The sequence below is a fragment of the Paenibacillus sp. FSL R5-0923 genome, assembly GCF_038009145.1.
Taxonomy (GTDB): domain Bacteria; phylum Bacillota; class Bacilli; order Paenibacillales; family Paenibacillaceae; genus Paenibacillus_AQ.
This window is the reverse complement of record NZ_JBBPAT010000001.1, coordinates 1,252,203-1,273,286: the sequence shown is the minus strand read 5'-3', so window position 1 is coordinate 1,273,286 and position 21,084 is coordinate 1,252,203. Positions and strand designations below refer to the sequence as shown.

Genomic DNA, 21,084 nt, shown 5'->3' with positions numbered 1-21,084 from the left:
TCCAGCTACAGCAATCCTCAAAACCCTTATAATTCAGATATTTCTACAATATCTCTCACTTTTGCTCTGTGCTATTATTTGGAGAGAGAGGGGATGGATGAAATGGCTTTAATAGAGTGTAAATTTTATTCGGAAGTACTAGGATTGAATACCTCAATGACTGTAATTTTGCCGCAAAAAACAACCACACAAATCGGTATGAGCAACGTAACCAGGGGAGAACTACACCCTACGTTGTATTTGCTACATGGTTTGTCCGACGATGATTCGATCTGGCTTCGCCGGACTTCGATAGAACGATATGTAGCAGAGATGGGAATAGCTGTAGTTATGCCGAATGTGCATCGCAGTTTCTATACGGATATGGCTGTTGGCGGTCGTTATTGGACCTTTATTAGTGAGGAGTTGCCTATGCTTGCGCGCTCATTCTTCCCATTGTCAGATAAACGCGAGGATAACTTTGTAGCCGGGTTGTCGATGGGTGGTTACGGAGCGATCAAGCTAGGACTACGGAAACCGGAAGCTTTTGCGGCTGCAGCAAGTCTATCAGGAGCACTTGATATGGCGCATAATTTTATGAACGGGGAAAATCCTACCGTCAAAAGCAAAGAATACGAAATGATTTTCGGAACAGACGACATCGCCGGAACGCCCGAAGACCTGCTATGGCTGCTTGAGGAAGTGAACCGCTCTACAGGACCAAAACCAGCGTTGTATCAATGCTGTGGCACAGAAGATTTCCTATACACCGATAACTTGAGCTTCCGCGATGCCTGCCGAGCAACCTCACTTTCTTTAACCTATGAAGAAGGTCCAGGCACACATGAATGGGGCTATTGGGATGCCAAAATACGCGATATATTGGCTTGGCTGCCGTTGAGTAATAATTAGCTTCTTCTAATAGACAACAAAAAAGGTGCAGCTATAAGCTACACCTTATTCTATACTACTCAGATTGCCCTCTCCGGAGGGTTATTTTATTTCTCGCTTAATTGCTTACCGTCCTTATAAGGATGCCGAAGGCAATTATGCTTATTTGGTGATTTTTTTAAATAATCCAGTCTGTTCTGTGATTCCTTTTTCAGCAGCAAATCTTTCAATACTGGATGCACCAAAGAATCCGTCTATACCTTCTGTCCGTTCAATTACGTACGCAGCATCTTCTGGTTCAGCAATCGGTCCACCGTGACAAATAACCATAATATCGGGATTTACTGCCTTTCCTGCTTTAATAATCGCTTCAATTCTTTCTACACAATCATCTAAAGTAAGAGCTGTCTTAGCTCCAATTGTACCCTTAGTAGTCAAGCCCATATGCGCCACCAAAATATCTGCGCCTGCTTCTGCCATAGCTTTAGCTTGTTCAGGATCAAATACATAAGGCGTTGTGAGCATATCCAATTCATGCGCCGCTCTAATCATATCTACTTCTAAACCATATCCCATCCCTGTCTCTTCCAGGTTCTGTCTGAATACGCCATCGATCAAACCAACGGTTGGGAAGTTTTGCACGCCGCTGAAACCTTGTTCCTTAAGTTGTTTTAAATAAACCTCCATCACTCTAAAAGGATCCGTTCCGCATACGCCTGCTAATACGGGAGTATTTTTCACAACAGGTAATACCTCAGAGCCCATTTCGACTACGATTTGGTTGGCATCTCCATAAGATAATAACCCCGCGAGTGATCCACGACCTGCCATTCTGTATCTTCCTGAATTATAAACAATCAGCATATCCGCTCCGCCAGCTTCACTGCTTTTTGCAGTAATCCCTGTGCCAGCCCCAACACCTAAAAGAATTTTTCCATTTGCTACTTCTTCTCTAAACTTCGCCATGATTTCAGTTCTTGTATTTTTGTTCATGTGTAACGCCTCCATTTAAATATTTATTTATCTTATAAAAGCCTTATTTGCTCATGAGATCTATTAGCTTCTGCGCTGCTGCTTCTGCAAACTCTACATCATTAATGGCACAATCCATTTCGATAACCTCGACAACATTTCTGTTCACACCATTTCTCAAGGTATCAAATAACATTTGATCTTCCTCTACGCCATAAAAAGCTTCCCCTACAACATCAATGCCGGATATCCCTTTAAGAGGCAACATTAATACCGTTTTTTCTTTGGCCATATTTAATTTCTCGACAAGCTTCTTACCGATGGCTTCATTCTCTTCTACCGTTGTTCTCATCAAAGTAACTGTAGGGTTATGCTTATAGAACTTATGTCCAGCAAATTTCTCGGGTACCGTATCATAAGGGCCAAAGTTGCACATATCAAGTGCGCCTACCGATACTACCTGTGGAATATGATGTTTTCCAGCAGCTTCTAACCGATGAGGTCCAGCATTTAGCACACCACCAATAATTTCGTCCGCCCATTCTGTTGTGGTCAGATCCAATACACCTTCAATAAAACCAGCCTCGATTAGCGCTTCCATGGACTGGCCACCTACACCTGTTGCATGGAATACAAGCACTTCATATCCTCTAGCTTCAAGATAGTTACGGGCTGCCGTCACACAGGGGGTTGTTACCCCAAACATTGTTGTAGCTACTAATGGTTTTTTCTCTATCACTTGTTTATTCTCAAATTTAAGCATACCGGCGATGGCGAAGGCCGCATTGGTAAAAATCTTTGTTGAAATGGAGTTCAGTCCAGCAACATCTACAACCGATGGCATCATGACAATATCACTAGTGCCTACATATGGGGCAGTATTCCCTGAAGCTACGGTCGAAACCATCACTTTTGGTACACCAATAGGCAATGCCCGCATACCAGGGGTTACAAGTGAAGTCCCTCCAGTGCCCCCAAAGGAGATAATTCCATCAAATTTGCCTTGCTTATATAATTCAGGTACTAATTTTTCCATACCTTTGGCTAATAATTCTGTTGCTAGTGCCCTATCTTTCTTGGCAACGAGCTCATCTATACTTACACCCGCGGCTGCTGCTACTTCTCGGTTAGAGATATCCGGTGTAAAAGTGGGTTCAAACACACCCGTATGAATCGTAAACGTACCTAGCTCCAAGCTTTCCAGCAAATTTTTAATGTAGAGATATTCTTCACCCTTGGTGTCAAAAGTTCCGGCAATGGCAATCGTCTTCATTTCTTCAACCTCCTCTTCAAATATCTACAACAAAAAAGCATGATCAACTTATGAGTTAATCATACTTCTTTGGTTTATCAATGAAAACGCTTTTATGTCTTATGTTTTTGTGTTTATGTTAGATTTATATTGTTTTGGAGAGAACCCTTTATACTTCTTAAACATTTTGCTAAACTGCGCATAGTCTTGGTACCCAACTAATGGTGCTAGCTCAGATAACTGGATATGGTCTCTATGTAATATTTCTGCTGCCTTATCCATCCGAAATTGTACGAGATACGTTTGAAAGCTGCAGCCTACTTTTTTGGTAAACAAACTACTTAAGTAACTTCGGGATACATGGGCCACCTTAGCTAAATCTGCAAACAAGATCTCATTCATATAATTTTGAGCTACGTATTCTTTTACAAATTCAACATAATCATAGTGCTTTGTGATGCCGTCTAACATTTTGACCATAAAATCATCTTCATCCAGTGTCCCCGACACTTTAAAAGCTTTGGTTATATTCGTAATGGACTTCTCCGATGGAATTCTTTCAAAAGCAGAGCCCCCGATATACCCCATCAAGTTTTGATTATTACTGTACATATATTGCACATCAATTGGCGTTTTCACCGGACCACCATACACCAATTTAATTAAATCTGGCTTTAGCTCATTGCATGTATTAAAAATTTTGTCCGCCTTAGCCTTGGCAGCTTCCAGAGAGAATACTTTTTTGGCTCCTAATAATCCCCCTTCGGTTAAGCCTAAATGTGCACAAATAATATCCGCTCCAGCCTCGATCATCTGAGCAGCTTGAATTTCGTCAAATACAAAGGCTATGGTAAACAAATCTTTTTCGTGTGCTATTCTTATAGCTTCTACTTCGAGTAGATAACCATTCCCCTCATCTTCGAGAGCTTCTCCAAATTGACCATCTATTAATCCAACCGTGGGGTAATTATTAATTCCATAAAATCCCTTATCCTTTATTTCACTAATATAGCTCACCATATCTTTTGTCGGATCGGTTGCATTAAGTCCAAAAATAATAGGAATATCTCTTACCAAAGGGATGATTTCCCTAGACGCAAAGTCCATCACCATATCATTACTATTGCAAAATGGCAAAATCCCAGCGAGAGAGCTCCTCCCCATCTGGCGGAATTTACCCGAGTTTAACATCAGAAGGAAGTCTGCTCCACCCTGCTTCGCATACTTTGCCGTTATTCCCGCACCTGTGGCTACTCCAATAATATGATTCCCAAGTTTTAATTGCGATTTAAGCTCGTCTAGGATTTGCTCTCTACTCATACTTACGCACCCTCCTATCCCTAATCTAAGGATAACCGTAAAGCACACTGTGAATCCAGTCGTGTTATAGTTAGAGCCCTTTTAGATAAAAAAAATCCCGCCTGCGACCTATAAAAGTCTGAGGCGAGATTTGGTATTGATACGGTTTACAATATAGCGTCACCGTGTTTTACAACCCATTCATTAGCTTCATGCAGTGCCTGCTCCGCGCGTTCGATTGCAGCTTTCACCTGAACGGTGGCTGTGCCGCCATAAACGTTACGGGCGTTAACTACAGCTTCCGGTTGAAGAACAGCATAGATATTCTCATCGAACAGCGGCGAGAATTGCTTGAACTCTTCCAGCGTCAGATCCAGCAGGAACTTGCCTTCGTTAATGCAGTAGAGCACTGTTTTTCCGATTACTTCATGTGCTTGGCGGAAAGGAAGACCTTTGCCTACCAAGAAGTCGGCGATATCCGTTGCATTCGAGAAGTCCGTGTTCACGGCTTCACGCATACGGCCTTTGTTCACCTTCATAGTGGAGATCATCGGTGCGAACAATTGCAGTGCACCAGTCAGTGTAGTAACTGTATCGAACATGCCTTCTTTGTCTTCCTGCATATCCTTGTTGTACGCTAGTGGCAAAGATTTGAGTACGGTCAGCAAGCCAATCAGGTTGCCGTAAACGCGGCCTGTTTTGCCCCGTACCAGTTCTGGTACGTCCGGGTTCTTCTTCTGCGGCATAATGCTGCTGCCTGTGCAGAAAGCATCATCCAGTTCTACAAAGCTGAACTCCGTGCTGCTCCACAGCACCAGTTCCTCACTGAGTCTGGATAGATGTGTCATGATAAGCGAAGCATTTGCCAAGAACTCCACGATGAAATCGCGGTCGCTGACAGCATCCAGACTGTTCTCATACACACTGTCAAAACCCAGTTGTTCCGCCACAAAATGGCGGTCGATCGGGAAGGTCGTTCCCGCAAGCGCTCCTGCTCCGAGTGGCAGAACGTTGATCCGTTTGTAGCTGTCCGTCAGACGTTCTGCATCGCGGCGGAACATGGAGACGTAAGCCAACAAGTGATGAGCAAACAGGATCGGTTGAGCCCGCTGCAAATGCGTATACCCAGGGATGATCGTCTCCACATTGTCTTTGGCTTGCTCGATCAAAGCTTCCTGCAACTCATGCAGCAAGCTAACTAGCTCAACTACACGGCCGCGTAAGTAAAGGTGCATATCGGTTGCCACCTGATCGTTACGGCTGCGTCCAGTGTGCAGTTTACCACCGACCGGACCGATTTCCTCGATCAGATGTTTTTCAATATTCATATGGATGTCTTCATCCGCTACGGAGAAAACAACCTCTCCAGCGTTAACCTTGTCCAATACTTTGTTCAGACCTTGCTTAATCGTCTCCACGTCTTCTTGTGGAAGGATTCCGCATTTGCCCAGCATCGTGACATGTGCCAGACTGCCTTGCACATCCTCTTTGGCCAAAGCCTTATCAAAGCCAATGGAAGCCGTATATTCCTCCACCAGCTTGTTCGTTCCTTTAGTAAACCGTCCGCCCCAAAGCTTGCTCACCTGTTGTTTCCTCCTCTTGGACGCCAGAGGGCCGCTCCTATCCTGACGGGAGGAACGGCCTTCGGGGTTGCCCGTTTAAGTATATGTTATCGTACTATTTAGAAGCTCCATTTACACCTGTAGAAACTTTAAGGCGCAAAGCGTTCAAGTGGATAAAACCAGTGGCATCCCCTTGATCATAAGCTTGTGTAGGATCAGCTTCCATCGTTGCAATCTCAGGGTTGTATAGGCTGACTGGGCTCTTCACTCCAGCGCCAATGATATTGCCTTTGTACAGTTTAAGACGAACAGTACCCGTTACATTTTGTTGGCTTTGCGTCACAAGAGCCTGCAGTGCAATACGCTCTGGAGCGAACCAGAAACCGTTATACACCAAAGTGCTGTAACGAGTGATCAGGCTGTCACGCAGGTTCATCACTTCACGGTCCATCGTGATGGACTCCATTTTGCGATGAGCGACGAACAGGATTGTTCCACCCGGAGTCTCATACACGCCGCGGCTCTTCATGCCGACAAAACGGTTCTCAACCATATCCACACGTCCGATACCGTGTTTACCGCCTAGCTCGTTCAGTTTCTCCATCACTTGAAGTGGAGTTAAGGACTCACCATTCAGGGCTACGCAGTCTCCCTTAACGAAATCGAGTTCCAAATATTCCGCTTCATCCGGAGCATCCTCAGGAGCGTTGCTCAGCAGGAACATTCCTTTGTTCTCTGGTGCACTTGGATCGAACCAAGGATCTTCCAATACGCCGCTCTCATAGCTGATATGCAGCAGGTTACGGTCCATCGAATATGGCTTCGCCGCAGAGGCTTGTACCGGAATATCATTAGCTTCCGCATAAGCGATCATTTCCGCACGACCCGGGAATTGATTGCGGAACTCTTCCAGACGCCAAGGTGCGATCACCTTGATGTTCGGAGCCAATGCAGCTACACCAAGCTCGAAACGCACTTGGTCATTCCCTTTACCTGTCGCACCGTGTGCGATAGCCGTTGCGCCTTCAGCGATGGCGATGTCCACCATGCGCTTAGCGATCAGTGGACGAGCAATACTAGTTCCGAGCAAGTACTGGCCTTCATAAAGTGCGCCAGATTGGAACATAGGGTAGATGAAATCGCTAGCGAATTCATCGCGCAGGTCGTCGATGTATACTTTCGAAGCGCCGGTTGCTAGTGCTTTTTCCTCCAAACCGTCGAGCTCTTCTTTTTGGCCGATATCGGCTGTGAAGGCGATGATCTCAGCATCATAAGTTTCTTTAAGCCATTTCAAAATAACAGATGTATCTAGTCCGCCGGAATAGGCGAGTACAATTTTTTCTTTAGCCATGGTGTGGCAACTTCCTTTCGTGTGGGGGGTATAAGATTCGCTTAAATGCGCTTATAGAACTCCGGTGATAAAGCGCAACTACGTGAAATGTTTGGACTTCCGGTCGCTGTTATAATCAGATTTCTATGATTGTAGTCTGCCTTCGCAGATGAAATCTGATTATAAAGGCGAACGCTAACGCTCCTACAGTTCCAAACTTTCACTTCATTGCTCCGCACCGGAATTCCAACGCTACTTATTAAGTTCATCTTATATAGTATTTGATATAATCTTAGACCAATATAATTTCAATCCTAATTATCTATGATTCCTTAACTCATCAGCGCAGCCATTAAAGCCTTTTGTGCATGCAGGCGGTTCTCAGCCTGATCAAAGATCACCGAGTTAGGGCCGTCAATCACGCCTGTGCTGACCTCTTCCTCACGGTGGGCTGGCAGGCAGTGCAGGAAGAGATAATCGCTCTTCGCGCCTTTTACAAGCTCCTCATTGACCTGATAGTCCTTGAATGCCGCTTCACGCGCCTTTTGCTCCTCTTCGAAGCCCATGCTCGCCCACACATCGGTGTAGATGACGTCAGCGTCTTGCACAGCTTCTTGTGGGCTGTGAGTAACAACAATCTTCGCTCCGGTTTCTTTAGCGATCTCACGAGCTTCTGCGACAACTGCTGCATCCGGCTCATAACCTTCCGGTCCGGCAATAGATACGTCCACGCCCAGCTTAGCGCCACCAATCATCAGGGAATGTGCCATATTGTTTCCATCGCCGATATAAGCCAGCTTCAGGCCTTTAAGCTTTCCTTTGTGCTCATAAATGGTTTGATAATCCGCCAGCACTTGGCAAGGATGTGCCAGGTCGCTCAGACCGTTGATTACTGGAATAGAAGCATAACGGGCCAGATCCTCTACTTTGTCATGGCCGAAGGTACGGATCATAATGCCGTCGAGGTAACGCGACATTACTTGTGCTGTATCTCCAACGGTTTCACCGCGTCCAAGCTGAATATCATTTTTGCTCAAGAAAAGGGCATGCCCTCCCAGCTGATACATTCCAACTTCAAACGACACGCGCGTACGAGTAGAGGATTTTTCAAAAATAAGACCAATTGTTTTCCCCTTCAGCGGCTGAAATTCTTCGCCATTTTTCTGCTTCTTCTTCAGCTCAATCGCCGAATCAATCAGATACGTAATTTCCTCCGGGCTGTAATCGTTCAGCTCCAGTAAATCACGGCCTTTCAGTTGCTGCGCAATGGTGTGCTTGTTACTCTGTACGCCCTGACTCATGAGCTTACCTCCCCGTTTGCTTGTTTAGCATAAGTATGAATGAGTTCGGAGACGATGTCCACCGCTTGGTCGATCTCCTCTTTACTTACATATAGATTAGGCAGTAAGCGAAGGACATTAGGACCTGCTGTCACGAACAACAGACCTTTCTTTTGTCCAGCCAAAACAATATCGCCCACTGGTGATTGACATTCAATCCCGATTAACAGTCCTTTACCACGGATATCCTTCACAAAAGAACTATCCGCCAGCTTCTCTTTCAAAAGACCTGTCAGGTACTTACCCATTTCTTCAGCGCGTTGAGGAAGCTCATCCTCCAACATTGTCTCAATCGTCGCTGCCATAACCGCAGTTGCAAGCGGTGTTCCTCCGAAGGTGGACGCATGGCTGCCAGGTGAGAATGCTTCACGCAAATACCCTTTGCCAAGCATTAAGCCCGCTGGGAACCCACTAGCAATCCCTTTAGCCAAAGTGAAAATATCTGGTTCAATTCCATAATGCTGATGAGCGAATAACTTGCCTGTACGTCCCATACCTGTCTGTACCTCATCTACAATCAGAAGCAATCCGTGTTTCTTGCACAGTGCCACTACAGCATTCAAGAACTCTGGTTCTACCTCTAGCACGCCACCCTCTGCAAGCACCATCTCCAGCATGATAGCAGCTGTATGATCCCCGATAGCAGCTTCTAACGCCGGGAGATCATGCAAGGGTACAGTCTTGAAGCCTGCTGGAAGCGGCAGGAATCCTTCTTTTACCTTTTGCTGACCTGTAGCTGTTAGTGTGGCTAATGTACGTCCATGGAAGGATTGTTCAAATGTGATGACCTCATAACGATCCACACCTTTAATCTTCTGGTGGTAACGACGAGCCAGCTTAATAGCAGCCTCATTCGCTTCTGCCCCACTATTGCAGAAAAACACTTGATCAGCGCAGCTATTCTCTGTCAAAAGGTTTGCAACTTTGTCCTGTCCAGGAATATGGAACAGGTTCGAGACATGCCAGAGCGTATCAATCTGATCCTTCAGCTTCGCACCGACTTTTTCAGGAGCATGACCTAGACTGGTCACAGCTAATCCACTTGTGAAATCAAGATACTTATTGCCCTTATCATCCCATACCCAGGTGCCCTTGCCTTTAACTAAGCTAAGATCATATCTGGCGTAAGAAGGAAATACCGCGCTCAGCTTGCCTGCTGCAACATCCGGCGTACTTGATCCTACTGTATCGGTCTGCTGTGCCCCTGCTTGCGAATCCAATTCAGCTTGTGTAAGCTTGCTCATTCTAAGTCACTCTCCCACCTTGTGCTCCTGTGTACCAGGCTGCACCTCTAAATGATATTCATCTATGATTCTACGAACGAATAATACGTGTGCCTATCGCTTCACCTTGTAGTACTCGGCTAAGCACCCGCGGTTCTTTTCCATCCACAATAATAACCTCTGAAACGCTGCCTTGAATGCAATCGATAGCTGCCCGTACTTTTGGGATCATGCCACCGTAAATTTCTCCACTTTCAATTAAAGCTTCGATTTCCTGTACGGTAACGGATGGAAGCACAACCTTTCGACCCTCCACCGTACTCATAATGCCAGGCACATCTGTAACTACGATCATTTGGGGAGACTCTACATATGAAGCGACTGCCCCTGCTGCTGTATCTGCGTTAATATTGTAGCGCTGACCTGCAGCATCTACACCGATAGGTGCAATGACAGGAATATATCCCATCCCAACAATACCAGTTACGATCTCAGCTTTTACTTCCGTTACTTCTCCTACCAAACCTACTTCTGCGCTATTAGCTACGGGTCTAGCAGTAATCATATTTCCATCGATACCGGATAGCCCTAGAGCTAGACCGCCACTTCCTTGAATTCGCCTTACAATCGCCTTGTTGATACTCCCTGCCAGTGTCATCTCTACGACATCTAGTACTGCCTCGGTGGTTACTCGCAGACCGTTCACGAAGCTGCTTTCAATGCCCAGCTTTGCTAGATTCTCTGAAATGGCTGGCCCTCCGCCATGAACAATTACAGGCTGAATGCCTTCCTGCTGCAAATCTCGTAAATCTTCGAAAAAAGAATCAGGAAGAGCAGCCAGCGTACTGCCGCCGCATTTCATCACAAACAATCCACTACCATCTAATGCATCTATAAGTTCAAGCTCGCTATTTAGCGTCATAAGTTCGGTATCCTTCCCTTGTGGGCTTAAGCCGCCACAAATTAGGTACGGTATGCAGCGTTAATACGCACATAATCGTAAGTTAGGTCACAGCCCCAAGCTGTAGCCTTTCCGGTTCCATCATGCAAATCTACAGTGATCAGCACAGTTTCACTTTTTTGCAAATAGGCCAAAGCCTTCTCCTCATCAAAAGCAACCGGCTTCGAATGCAGTAGCACCTCGATATCACCTAACGAAATGTTCACACGCTCCGGAGATACTGGAACACCCGCGCGTCCAACCGCAGCAATGATCCGTCCCCAGTTCGCATCCGCTCCAAAAATAGCAGATTTCACTAGACTAGAACCCACCACTGTCTTGGCAATCGCTGCAGCAGCTTCGTCATGAAAAGCACCATTCACTTGAACCTCAATCAGGTGAGTCGCACCCTCTCCATCACGAGCTATCGCTTTCGCAAGCGTCTGGCAGACATACGTGAATCCAGCGGCAAAAGCATCCCAATCCGGATGCAATCGGGTCAGCTTTTCATTACCCGCAAGCCCACTGGCCATCGACACTAACATATCATTGGTGCTAGTATCTCCATCCACTGTAATCATATTAAAAGTAACGTTCGTAGCAGAACGAAGTAGACTGTGTAAATCCTCCGCTGAAATATCAGCATCCGTAGTCATAAATCCGAGCATGGTAGCCATGTTAGGATGAATCATCCCGGAGCCCTTTGCGGCTCCAGCAATGGTAACTTCTACGCCACCGACGAGTACCTTCACGGCAATTTCTTTTTTGACTAAATCGGTTGTAAGGATGGCCTGACAGAATTCTTCCGCTCCAGCAGCCCCACCGTCCAGCTTCTCTGGAAGTGCAGCAATACCGCTACGTACGCAATCCATCTTCAGCAGTTCACCGATCACACCAGTCGAAGCGACAGCAACATCGTTAACCTCCACACCCAAATGTTGAGCCGCAGCAGCGCGCATCTCATAAGCATCGGCCTCGCCTTGTTCACCTGTGCAGGCATTAGCATTCCCGCTGTTCACGACTACCGCTCGCAACGTTCCGTTCACAAGACTTTCACGCGTCACCTTCAGAGGAGCCGCCTGAAAAACATTTGTCGTATACACGGCAGCAGCCGTAGCTGGAACCTCACAAAGAATCACTCCGAGATCGTTGCGGTCTGTTTTTTTCAATCCACAGTGCAGTCCTCCGGACTTAAATCCTTTAGGTGAAGTAATGCTTCCACCTTCCAAGGTAGTAAATAATTCAATCTCGCTCATGTTATTTGTACCGCTGATCCTTATGGATACACAGGTGTGTAGCCGAGGCCAAGGGTTTCCTCCCATCCCATCATCAAATTAAGGTTCTGTATCGCCTGACCTGCCGCACCTTTTACAACGTTATCAATGACGGAGACTATGGTCACCCGCCCTGTACGAGCATCTGTCGCAAATCCGATATCACAATAATTAGAGCCACTAACTTCTTTTGTCGCTGGAATCACACCTACATCGCGTACCCGCACATAGGGTCTGCCCGCATAATATTCACGATATAAATTCACAAAATCCTGCTCCGTATAATTGCCCGTCATTCCTGCATACATCGTACTCATAATTCCTCTGCTCATAGGCACGAGATGTGTGGTGAACGTTACGGTTACCTTTTCTCCAGCAATCTCCGTGAGCGTCTGCTCGATTTCTGGTATATGTTGATGTTTATTTATTTTATAAGTTTTTAAGTTCTCGTTTATCTCTGCATAATGCACCATCAGGCTCGTTCCGCGCCCTGCTCCGGTAACCCCGGATTTGGCATCAATAATAATACTGTCATGCTTAATCCAGCCTGCCTGAATCGCAGGAATTAGTCCAAGAAGTGTAGCCGTAGGATAACAGCCTGGATTAGATATAAAATCAACCCCGGCCACACGCTCTCCGAACACCTCGCAAAGTCCGTACACAGCTTGTTCTAGGTACTCATCAGCAGGAGCTGTATGTTTGTACCAGTGCTCATATTCTGCGCCATCCTTCAATCGGAAATCACCGGATAGATCTACGACCTTAAGTCCAACTTCCAGCAGCTGAGGCACCAGCTTTGCACTTACACCAGACGGCGTAGCCGTAAAAACCACATCCGCCCGCTCAGCCATCTGCGCCGGATCAACGCCATCCAACCTTCGGTCAATAATGCCCGTCAAATGAGGAAACCCTTCCTCTATCGCATCCCCTGCACTAGATGAGGAAATTACCGAAGTAATCTCTACTTTAGGATGACTTTGTAGTAGCCGAATCAGCTCTACGCCTCCATAACCCGTTGATCCAACAATCGCCGCCCTCAGCTTGCCTTCCACTGTCATCCCCACTTCCTGCTTATCATGAATATATTATTTAATATAATGCATACCGTCTTAGAAATATGTATTATTATACATCCCTATTAATATAAATACAACACAATATGTGAACTTTATTCATCCTAAATATAACCTCATTTAGAAAAAAAGAGAAGCGTCGCCTCCCCCGTAGGAGAGATTACGCTTCTCTTTTAAATCCTTCGCCTAACACTTCATGTGCTTCGGTAATAATAACAAATGCACTTGTATCTACGGATTGGACAATCGCCTTTAGCCTTGATACTTCATTCTGACCTACCACAACCATCAGAACAGTACGTGCATCTCCAGTGTACCCGCCATGTGCGTCCAGCTTCGTCAAACCACGATCCAGATCATTTAATATCGCCGCAGATATTTCATCTGTCTCGTCTGAGATAATATAAGCAACCTTCGTATAACGGAAGCCTACCTCTATTGCATTAATGGCTTTACCCGTAACAAACAATCCGATCAGCGCATACAGCGCCTGCTCCATGCCGAGTATAAATGCAGCCAGCACAATAACCGTCCCGTCCAGCAACACAACGGAAACCGAGAAGCTGAGACCGGATATCTTTTGAATGATCTGCGCCAAAATCGTAAGTCCACCTGTTGAGCCCCGTCCGCGGAACACAACGCCAAGTCCCACCCCCACACAGATACCGCCATAAATGGAGGCTAAAAGTGGATTAGTTGTCGGTGTAGGTAAATCTTTTGTCAACAAGATAAATAGCGGCAGCACAAAGCTCCCAAGCAACGAGCGAACGCCGTATTGTTTACCCAGGAAGATTACTCCGAGCACAAACAGCGGGATATTAAGTGCCCATTGCGTAAATGCCGGTTCAGCCCCAAACCAAGCTTCAGCCAATACAGAAAGACCCGATACACCACCAGAAGCTATATGATTAGGCAGAAAAAAAAGATTAAACCCCAGTGCCGTGATTAGCGAACCGATCAGAATAAGCATTGTATCCACCACATGACGGACGGGTCCATTCAGTGGAATCAGCGGGGGTTTATTACGAGAATTGATTTTTTGCATTTCATGGCGCTCCTTAAAGTGTCATCTTGCTCTACGTAAGAAGAAACGGCTATTCCATCCATATTAAAGAATGGTATCCGTTTCCCCTAAAAAAATATAAAGATAAAGCATGGAGTAAGCTTATACTTTCCTATATTCCCGAAAAAATCCCTTAATCCGCCTCAACCTTGATCTGGCTACGCAAGTACCCATCAATGAACGCGTCCAGGTCTCCGTCCATTACTGCACCCACATTACCTGTTTCCACGGAAGTACGGTGATCCTTGACCATGTTATACGGATGGAATACATAGGAACGAATCTGACTGCCCCAAGCGATTTCGGATTGCTCGCCGCGAATCTCATCCAATTGCTGCTGCTGCTCTTGCAGTTTGCGCTCATAGAGCTTGGAACGCAGCATTTTCATGGCTTGTTCCCGGTTCTTGATCTGTGAACGTTCGTTCTGGCAGGTTACCACTACGCCCGACGGCAAGTGAGTAATCCGTACCGCAGAGTCCGTGGTATTGATATGCTGTCCACCGGCGCCACTCGCACGATACGTATCGATCTTAAGATCCTCGGTGCGGATCTCAACTTCAACATCATCCGTAATTTCCGGAACGACATCACAGGACACAAAAGAGGTGTGGCGTCTACCCGAAGAGTCAAATGGAGAAATCCGCACCAGTCGGTGTACACCCTTCTCAGCTTTTAAATACCCGTATACGTTGAAGCCCTTAATGAGTAGTGTAACACTCTTAATTCCTGCTTCATCACCCGGTAAATAATCGAGCACCTCAACCTTAAATCCACGTTTTTCAGCCCAACGTGTGTACATACGCAGCAACATTTGCCCCCAGTCTTGGGATTCCGTTCCGCCTGCACCCGGATGAAGCTCAAGGATCGCATTCAGCTTGTCATACGGCTGGTTAAGCAGCAATTGCAGCTCGAATTCATCCACTTTACTGCCTAGGCTACGGATCGTCTCTCCGATTTCTGTTGCCAGATCCTCATCGCCCTCTTCATCCGCAAGCTCTGCCATCATCGCAGCATCATCGTATTCCTGTTGAAGTTTCTCGTATTGATCTACGGAAGATTTCACAGCGTTCATCTCAGCGATTACACTCTGCGCTTGCTCACTATTATCCCAGAATCCTGGAGCTGCCATTTTCTCTTCAAAGTTAGAAATCATCTCTTGCTTAAGATCTAAGTCAAAGAGACCCCCTAAGGTCAGTTAGTTTCTTGCCTATTTCACGCAGATCCTGCTTTACATTTGGTTCTATCATAGGTCACTTCACCTTTCAAAATGGGTTGTTACGGTCTTCGCTCTATTGGATAGTTAGTGAATGAGTGAATGTTCAGCCATTCCGAGAAGGATTAGACTTCCGATCGCTGTTGTTTCCAGATTCCTTGAATAGATAACCACATCGCGGTTGGAATCTCGAAACAAAGGCGAACACTCCGTTTCTACAGTTCCAAACCTTCTCTCCATTCCAAATTCACTCAAGTGCTAAAGATCCAAAAAAGCGACTGGGCCGTAAACGGGGGATACCCCCGGGCCCAGCCGCTCTTTATGGTTAGTATACCCATAGAGATCAGGGTTAAAGACTTACATCTTCAACACCTGAATATGAGCGCTACTAAACGTTTGTCTTATGCGTTTTGACCGTGGCAATTCTTGTACTTCTTGCCGCTTCCGCAAGGGCAAAGATCATTACGGCCAGTCACAGCCTCAACATGAACCGGACGTTTCTCAACAGGTTCGCTGTTTGTAGAGATCTTGTCTTCATCAATAACGGATTGACGTTCCTGATTCGCCTCGATGTGAGCCTTCATAATATAAGTAGCTACTTCTTCTTGAATCGTAGCAGTCATAGTATTAAACATCTCAAAGCCTTCGAATTGATATTCGCGAAGTGGATCCGTACCACCGTAAGCACGCAAGTGAATCCCTTGACGCAATTGATCCATTGCATCAATATGATCCATCCATTTGCTATCTACGGAACGAAGCACGATTACCTTCTCGAATTCACGTACGAGTTCTGAACCCAGACGTTCTTCACGTGCAGCATATTTCTCAAGCACACGTTCGAAAATAAACTCGATGATCTCCTCAGCTTCCTTACCCCATAGAATATCACGGGTCAAAGCACCTTCTTCAAGCAGCTTGCTGTTTACGTAATCAGCAACTTCTTGCAGTTCCCAGTTCTCAGGAATATCATCGCTACAGTGTGCTAGAACGATACGCTCAATTACAGGCTTGATCATTTCAAGCACGATATCTTTAATATTATCGGACTCCAGAATCTCACGGCGTTGTTTATAAATAATTTCACGCTGTTGATTCATCACGTCATCATATTGCAATACGACTTTACGGATATCAAAGTTATTGCCTTCAACACGTTTCTGAGCAGATTCTACAGCACGCGTGATCATACGGCTCTCAATCGGCTGATCTTCCTCGAATCCGAGACGATCCATCATAGTCAGAACGTTGTCAGCACCAAAACGCTTCATGAGCTCATCGCCAAGCGACAAGTAGAATTGTGTAGAACCAGGGTCACCTTGACGACCCGCACGACCGCGCAGCTGGTTATCAATCCGGCGCGATTCGTGACGCTCTGTACCAATGATATGCAGACCTCCAAGATCTGTCACACCTTCACCAAGAACGATGTCCGTACCACGTCCAGCCATGTTGGTAGCAATCGTAACTGTACCTGGCTGACCTGCATGGGTAATGATTTCTGCTTCCGCAGCGTGATGCTTCGCGTTAAGTACTTGGTGTCTAACACCTTTGCGCTTCAGCATTTCAGAAACGAGCTCTGAATTCTCGATCGACACTGTACCAACCAGTACAGGCTGGTTCTTTTTGTGACGTTCTACGATTTCTTCCACGACAGCCTTGAACTTACCATTCTCACTCTTGTAGACAACATCCGGCATATCTACACGCTGATTTGGTTTGTTCGTAGGAACTTGAAGAACTTCAAGACCATAAATCTTCTTGAACTCCTCTTCCTCAGTCTTCGCTGTACCTGTCATACCACCGAGTTTACGATACATACGGAAGTAGTTCTGGAATGTGATTGTTGCAAGAGTCATACTCTCATTCTGTACTTCGATTTCTTCCTTCGCTTCAATCGCTTGGTGCAGCCCATCGCTATAACGACGACCTGACATTAGACGTCCTGTAAATTCATCAACAATAACGACCTCACCCTCGTTTACAACGTAATCTACGTCACGACGCATAATTACATTTGCTTTTAGGGCTTGGACGATATGGTGATTCAAAGTTACATGACTGTGATCATACAAGTTCTCAATACCAAAAGCGCGCTCAGCAGTAGCTACACCTTTTTCAGTCAAGGCAACAGACTTCACCTTAATATCAACTGTGTAGTCTTCTTCAGCCTTAAGCTTTTTCACGAAACGGTCTGCTGAAAAATACAATTCTGTAGACTTCTCAGCTTGTCCGGAAATAATAAGAGGTGTACGTGCTTCATCAATAAGAATAGAGTCCACTTCATCAATAATACAGAAATACAGAGGGCGCTGAACCATTTGCTCTTTATAAAGCACCATGTTGTCACGCAAATAATCAAAACCAAATTCGTTGTTTGTGCCATACGTAATATCGCAGGCATAAGCAGCTTGTTTATCAGCATGGTCCATACCGCTCAGGTTAACCCCAACCGTCATGCCCAGGAAGTTATAGATTTGTGCCATTTGTGCGCTGTCGCGCTGAGCCAAATAGTCATTGACCGTTACTACGTGTACGCCTTTACCTAGCAAAGCATTCAAATACACTGGCAATGTACCTACTAGTGTCTTACCTTCACCAGTCTTCATCTCGGAGATCCGGCCTTCATGCAGAGCCATACCACCAATTAACTGCACATCAAAATGCCGCATACCAAGTGTCCGCTTGGAAGCTTCACGTACGGTTGCAAATGCCTCAGGAAGAATTTCTTCCAGAGTTTCGCCTTTTTCAATACGGGCACGGAATTCTGCTGTCTTAGCTTGTAACTGTTCATCAGATAGCTTTACAAATTCCGGTTCCAATCCATTAATTACATCGACTGTCTTCATGAGACGTTTAACGTCACGATCGTTGGTGTCTCCGAATATTTTCTTTACAAGTCCTAGCATGGTTAACCCCTTTCATGCAACACAGATGGTGGAACCGAGCCCATCCTCACAAAATTGAAAGGGCCATTTATAAATTCGATTCCGCTGCTTCATAAATTGTAACAGTTTGTAAGAGATGCCGCAATACAAGGTGTATCAGCCACATTTTTCAAATATAGTCGCTTATACGCACAAGAGCCCTATTCGCTGCAAGCGAATAGGGGCTCGGTTTAAATTTCTTAGGTTCTGACTAACTCTCGAGGCCCTTTATACTTAGAGCATAACTGGCATCATTGTATCTTAGCCCTGTTCAATCAGTCCATATTTACCATCATCACGTTTGTAAACTACGCTTACTTCCGAGGTGTCGATATTGGAAAACACAAAGAAATTATGTCCCACCATGTTCATTTGAAGAATTGCTTCTTCCACATCCATCGGCTTCATTGTAAAGCGTTTGTTCCGCACAACTTCTAAATCATCATAATCTTGTTCTTCTACAGCAACAGCGGTACTAGCTCCATCCACAAACAGCGTCTTCAGTCCCTCTTGACGGAACTTACGATTGATCTTCGTTTTGTGTTTGCGAATTTGACGTTCCAGCTTGTCCACAACGGCATCTATGGAAGCATACATGTCATCGCTGCGATCTTCCGCACGAAGCGTCACGCCAGCAAGCGGAATGGTTACTTCCACCGTATGAAGGCCGCGAACTACGCCAAGCGTCACAGACCCTTCAGAGGTAGGGGGTGCTTCGAAATACTTCTCAAGTTTGCTGAGCTTCTTATCAACATACTCTCTCAAAGCGTCGGTCACGTCAATTTGTTGACCTCGAATGGTGAATTGCATGGCCACTCCTCCTTTAGTTACACCTTCATTATACCAAATTGTTAAGGCTAAGTAAAAAGTAATTCCTTACAGCCCTTACAATTAGATAACAAATATTGTCCTTGTGTTCACAAATAAAACAAGTCCGGTAAGAGCAACTATTCGCCTCACCGGACCAATTGTAAACCTGTCGTTATTATAGTACGAATTCCATTCTTATATTCCCAAACTGAGACAGTATAAGATTAAGTTACTTGGTATGAATTTGAATGATTTCTACAGGTGACAATTGCATACCTGATCCTGTAATAACGTATACCTTATAGGCGGTATTGGCTGTTAATCCAGTCAAAGTATGCGTATGTTTTACACCAGGAGCGAACGTAAGCGTGTCCGTCCATGGAGCAGTCAATGCTGTACCCGCACTATTCTGACCTAAAGAAATTTGTGTTGCGCTAGGTGCTTTTTCATTAGCAGGTAATACTACATATCTTACTGGGGTTGGAGTGTCACCTGTCGCACCATATTTAACATATACATCTGCTGTAACTGTACCTACTTGTCCTGGTTCAAAAAGCGTAATCGACTTTTCAGTTGCCTGAGCAGTAGTTAAACGAACTGTTGTTACAGTAGACAGATTGCCAGATGCATCAGCTACTACGATATATGTTGCATATTCCGTCCCAGGATTCAATCCGTAAACAGAGAATGTAACCGTTGCTTTGGCTACAGTTGCAACACTACCATGAATTTCGCTTGCAGTTCCATTGCTGATCTGTCCTTTTTCCACCTGTAATGCACTCGGTGCAGTTACGTTAGCAGTATAAGGAGCTACAACATAGTACACTGAGCCTGTTACGGAAGATGTCAGGTATACATCGGCTGTTACCGAACCAACGTTACCATAGGTTGCCTCACTTACGGTTGGTGTTGTGACATTTCCACCATCGTTACCGCCGCCAGATCCACCACTTCCTCCACCCGTACTACCACCTGGAGTAGCTGTAGGCGTTGGGGTAGCTGTTGGTGTCGGAGTAGCCGTTGGCGTTGGGGTAGGAATTACTCCACCACCTGTGCCGCTACCTGGGTAATAGATGACTGAGGTGTTGATGATACCTACAGCCTCTGCACGTGTTAACGATCTCTTAGGACCGAAGGTTCCATCCGGATAACCGTTAATAATCTTTTTATCCGCTGCAGCGGCTACTGCACCTTTTGCCCATGCTGCAATTTGTGCATTGTCTTTAAATTTGCTAGTAGTGCTATTGGTGCTCAATTTAAGTAATTTCGCAGCCATTACTGCTGCCTCTTGTCTTGTGAGCGGACTATTAGGACGGAACGTATTGTCCTCGTATCCTCCGATATAACCAGCTTCCACGGCTTTAGCCACTTCACTGTAGTTCCAGTTCGTGCTTTTCATATCTTTAAAGCTTACAGTTGCTTTTTCTTTAAAACCGAACAGGCGATTTACTAGAGTCACATACTCCCCACGTGTAATTGCCTTGTTTGGTTTAACTGTACCGTCTGGGTATCCTCCAAGGTATCCACTATCTAGCCATTCCTGTAGCTGAGCTTGGGCCCAGTGACCTTGAATATCCTTAGGCACGGAGGCGGCAGATACGCTGCCAAGAGATCCTAATAACATACTAACTCCTAAAACTCCGGTCATAAGACCGCGCAACTTCTTTTTCATCCTGCTAATCATCCTCCTAAAAGTTTTGATAGCGTAGGCTATATGAATCTCTTCTCGGAAGTATTGGCCTAGGCTAACATAGTGTGCGTCGAGGTAAGATAAACAGCTCAACGTATACTTATTACCCACATTTCGAAGAGTTCTAACATTTTCCATATTATAAATTTACAAAGTACGCTATTTTCTTTCTATTAACAGCATTGATAGAGGCTTATGAGAGCACAAATTATCCCCACAAAGTGGAGCTTTGCCGGGGCCTCAAAC

Annotated in this window: 16 protein-coding genes; 1 reads left to right on the top strand and 15 read right to left on the bottom strand. The window is 45.5% G+C overall.

The genetic code is table 11. The features are described 5' to 3' along the window. Window positions 1–102: 102 nt before the first annotated feature. Entirely contained in the window at window positions 103–891 is a 789-nt protein-coding gene (locus MKX35_RS05610; RefSeq protein WP_076298113.1) for an alpha/beta hydrolase, read from the top strand. A 141-nt stretch (window positions 892–1,032) separates the two neighbouring features. Here MKX35_RS05610 and MKX35_RS05605 read toward each other — a convergent pair whose 3' ends face one another. The 15 genes from MKX35_RS05605 to MKX35_RS05535 all read right to left on the bottom strand — a co-directional run bounded on the left by MKX35_RS05605 (window position 1,033) and on the right by MKX35_RS05535 (window position 20,820). Continuing rightward, complete coding sequence (locus MKX35_RS05605) at window positions 1,033–1,863, bottom strand: phosphoenolpyruvate hydrolase family protein (protein ID WP_076297888.1); 831 nt, start codon at window positions 1,861–1,863, stop codon at window positions 1,033–1,035. A gap of 43 nt (window positions 1,864–1,906) precedes the next feature. After that, window positions 1,907–3,115: a Tm-1-like ATP-binding domain-containing protein gene (locus MKX35_RS05600; protein WP_076285686.1), complete on the bottom strand. Its 1,209-nt coding sequence runs from the start codon at window positions 3,113–3,115 to the stop codon at window positions 1,907–1,909. A gap of 99 nt (window positions 3,116–3,214) precedes the next feature. Beyond that, window positions 3,215–4,414, bottom strand: a complete 1,200-nt coding sequence (locus tag MKX35_RS05595; RefSeq protein ID WP_076297889.1) for a phosphoenolpyruvate hydrolase family protein — start codon at window positions 4,412–4,414, stop codon at window positions 3,215–3,217. A 146-nt stretch (window positions 4,415–4,560) separates the two neighbouring features. After that, a complete protein-coding gene (gene argH, locus MKX35_RS05590; protein ID WP_076297890.1) occupies window positions 4,561–5,976 on the bottom strand; it encodes an argininosuccinate lyase in 1,416 nt (471 codons plus the stop codon). A gap of 94 nt (window positions 5,977–6,070) precedes the next feature. Continuing rightward, entirely contained in the window at window positions 6,071–7,306 is a 1,236-nt protein-coding gene (locus MKX35_RS05585) for an argininosuccinate synthase (RefSeq protein WP_076297891.1), read from the bottom strand. Window positions 7,307–7,617: 311 nt separating this feature from the next. Further along, window positions 7,618–8,586: an ornithine carbamoyltransferase gene (gene argF / locus MKX35_RS05580; RefSeq protein WP_042192355.1), complete on the bottom strand. Its 969-nt coding sequence runs from the start codon at window positions 8,584–8,586 to the stop codon at window positions 7,618–7,620. Continuing rightward, complete coding sequence (locus MKX35_RS05575) at window positions 8,583–9,869, bottom strand: acetylornithine transaminase (protein WP_076297892.1); 1,287 nt, start codon at window positions 9,867–9,869, stop codon at window positions 8,583–8,585. Before MKX35_RS05575 ends, argF begins: the two co-directional genes overlap by 4 nt. Window positions 9,870–9,939: 70 nt before the next feature. Continuing rightward, a complete protein-coding gene (argB, locus tag MKX35_RS05570; protein ID WP_076297893.1) occupies window positions 9,940–10,770 on the bottom strand; it encodes an acetylglutamate kinase in 831 nt (276 codons plus the stop codon). Window positions 10,771–10,811: 41 nt separating this feature from the next. Continuing rightward, complete coding sequence (gene argJ, locus MKX35_RS05565) at window positions 10,812–12,044, bottom strand: bifunctional ornithine acetyltransferase/N-acetylglutamate synthase (protein WP_076297894.1); 1,233 nt, start codon at window positions 12,042–12,044, stop codon at window positions 10,812–10,814. 20 nt (window positions 12,045–12,064) lie between these two features. Next, window positions 12,065–13,120 carry an N-acetyl-gamma-glutamyl-phosphate reductase gene (argC, locus tag MKX35_RS05560; protein ID WP_076285680.1) on the bottom strand — a complete coding sequence of 352 codons (1,056 nt, stop codon included), beginning with the start codon at window positions 13,118–13,120 and terminating at the stop codon, window positions 12,065–12,067. Between the two features lie 175 nt (window positions 13,121–13,295). Then, window positions 13,296–14,180 (bottom strand): YitT family protein, encoded by an 885-nt coding sequence (locus tag MKX35_RS05555; protein WP_076297895.1) that lies wholly within the window; start codon window positions 14,178–14,180, stop codon window positions 13,296–13,298. A 151-nt stretch (window positions 14,181–14,331) separates the two neighbouring features. Further along, window positions 14,332–15,445 (bottom strand): peptide chain release factor 2 gene (prfB, locus tag MKX35_RS05550; protein ID WP_143759238.1). Its coding sequence is split into 2 segments (ribosomal slippage): window positions 14,332–15,372 and window positions 15,374–15,445, totalling 1,113 coding nucleotides; the frame shifts between segments, so codons are not numbered across the junction. Window positions 15,446–15,812: 367 nt separating this feature from the next. Further along, the gene (gene secA / locus MKX35_RS05545) at window positions 15,813–18,320 is read right to left on the bottom strand and encodes a preprotein translocase subunit SecA (RefSeq protein ID WP_076297896.1); all 2,508 of its coding nucleotides are present in this window, start codon (window positions 18,318–18,320) and stop codon (window positions 15,813–15,815) included. 279 nt (window positions 18,321–18,599) lie between these two features. Next, the gene (hpf, locus tag MKX35_RS05540; protein WP_042131328.1) at window positions 18,600–19,148 is read right to left on the bottom strand and encodes a ribosome hibernation-promoting factor, HPF/YfiA family; all 549 of its coding nucleotides are present in this window, start codon (window positions 19,146–19,148) and stop codon (window positions 18,600–18,602) included. A 229-nt stretch (window positions 19,149–19,377) separates the two neighbouring features. Next, a complete protein-coding gene (locus tag MKX35_RS05535) occupies window positions 19,378–20,820 on the bottom strand; it encodes an S-layer homology domain-containing protein (protein ID WP_076297897.1) in 1,443 nt (480 codons plus the stop codon). Window positions 20,821–21,084: the final 264 nt, after the last annotated feature.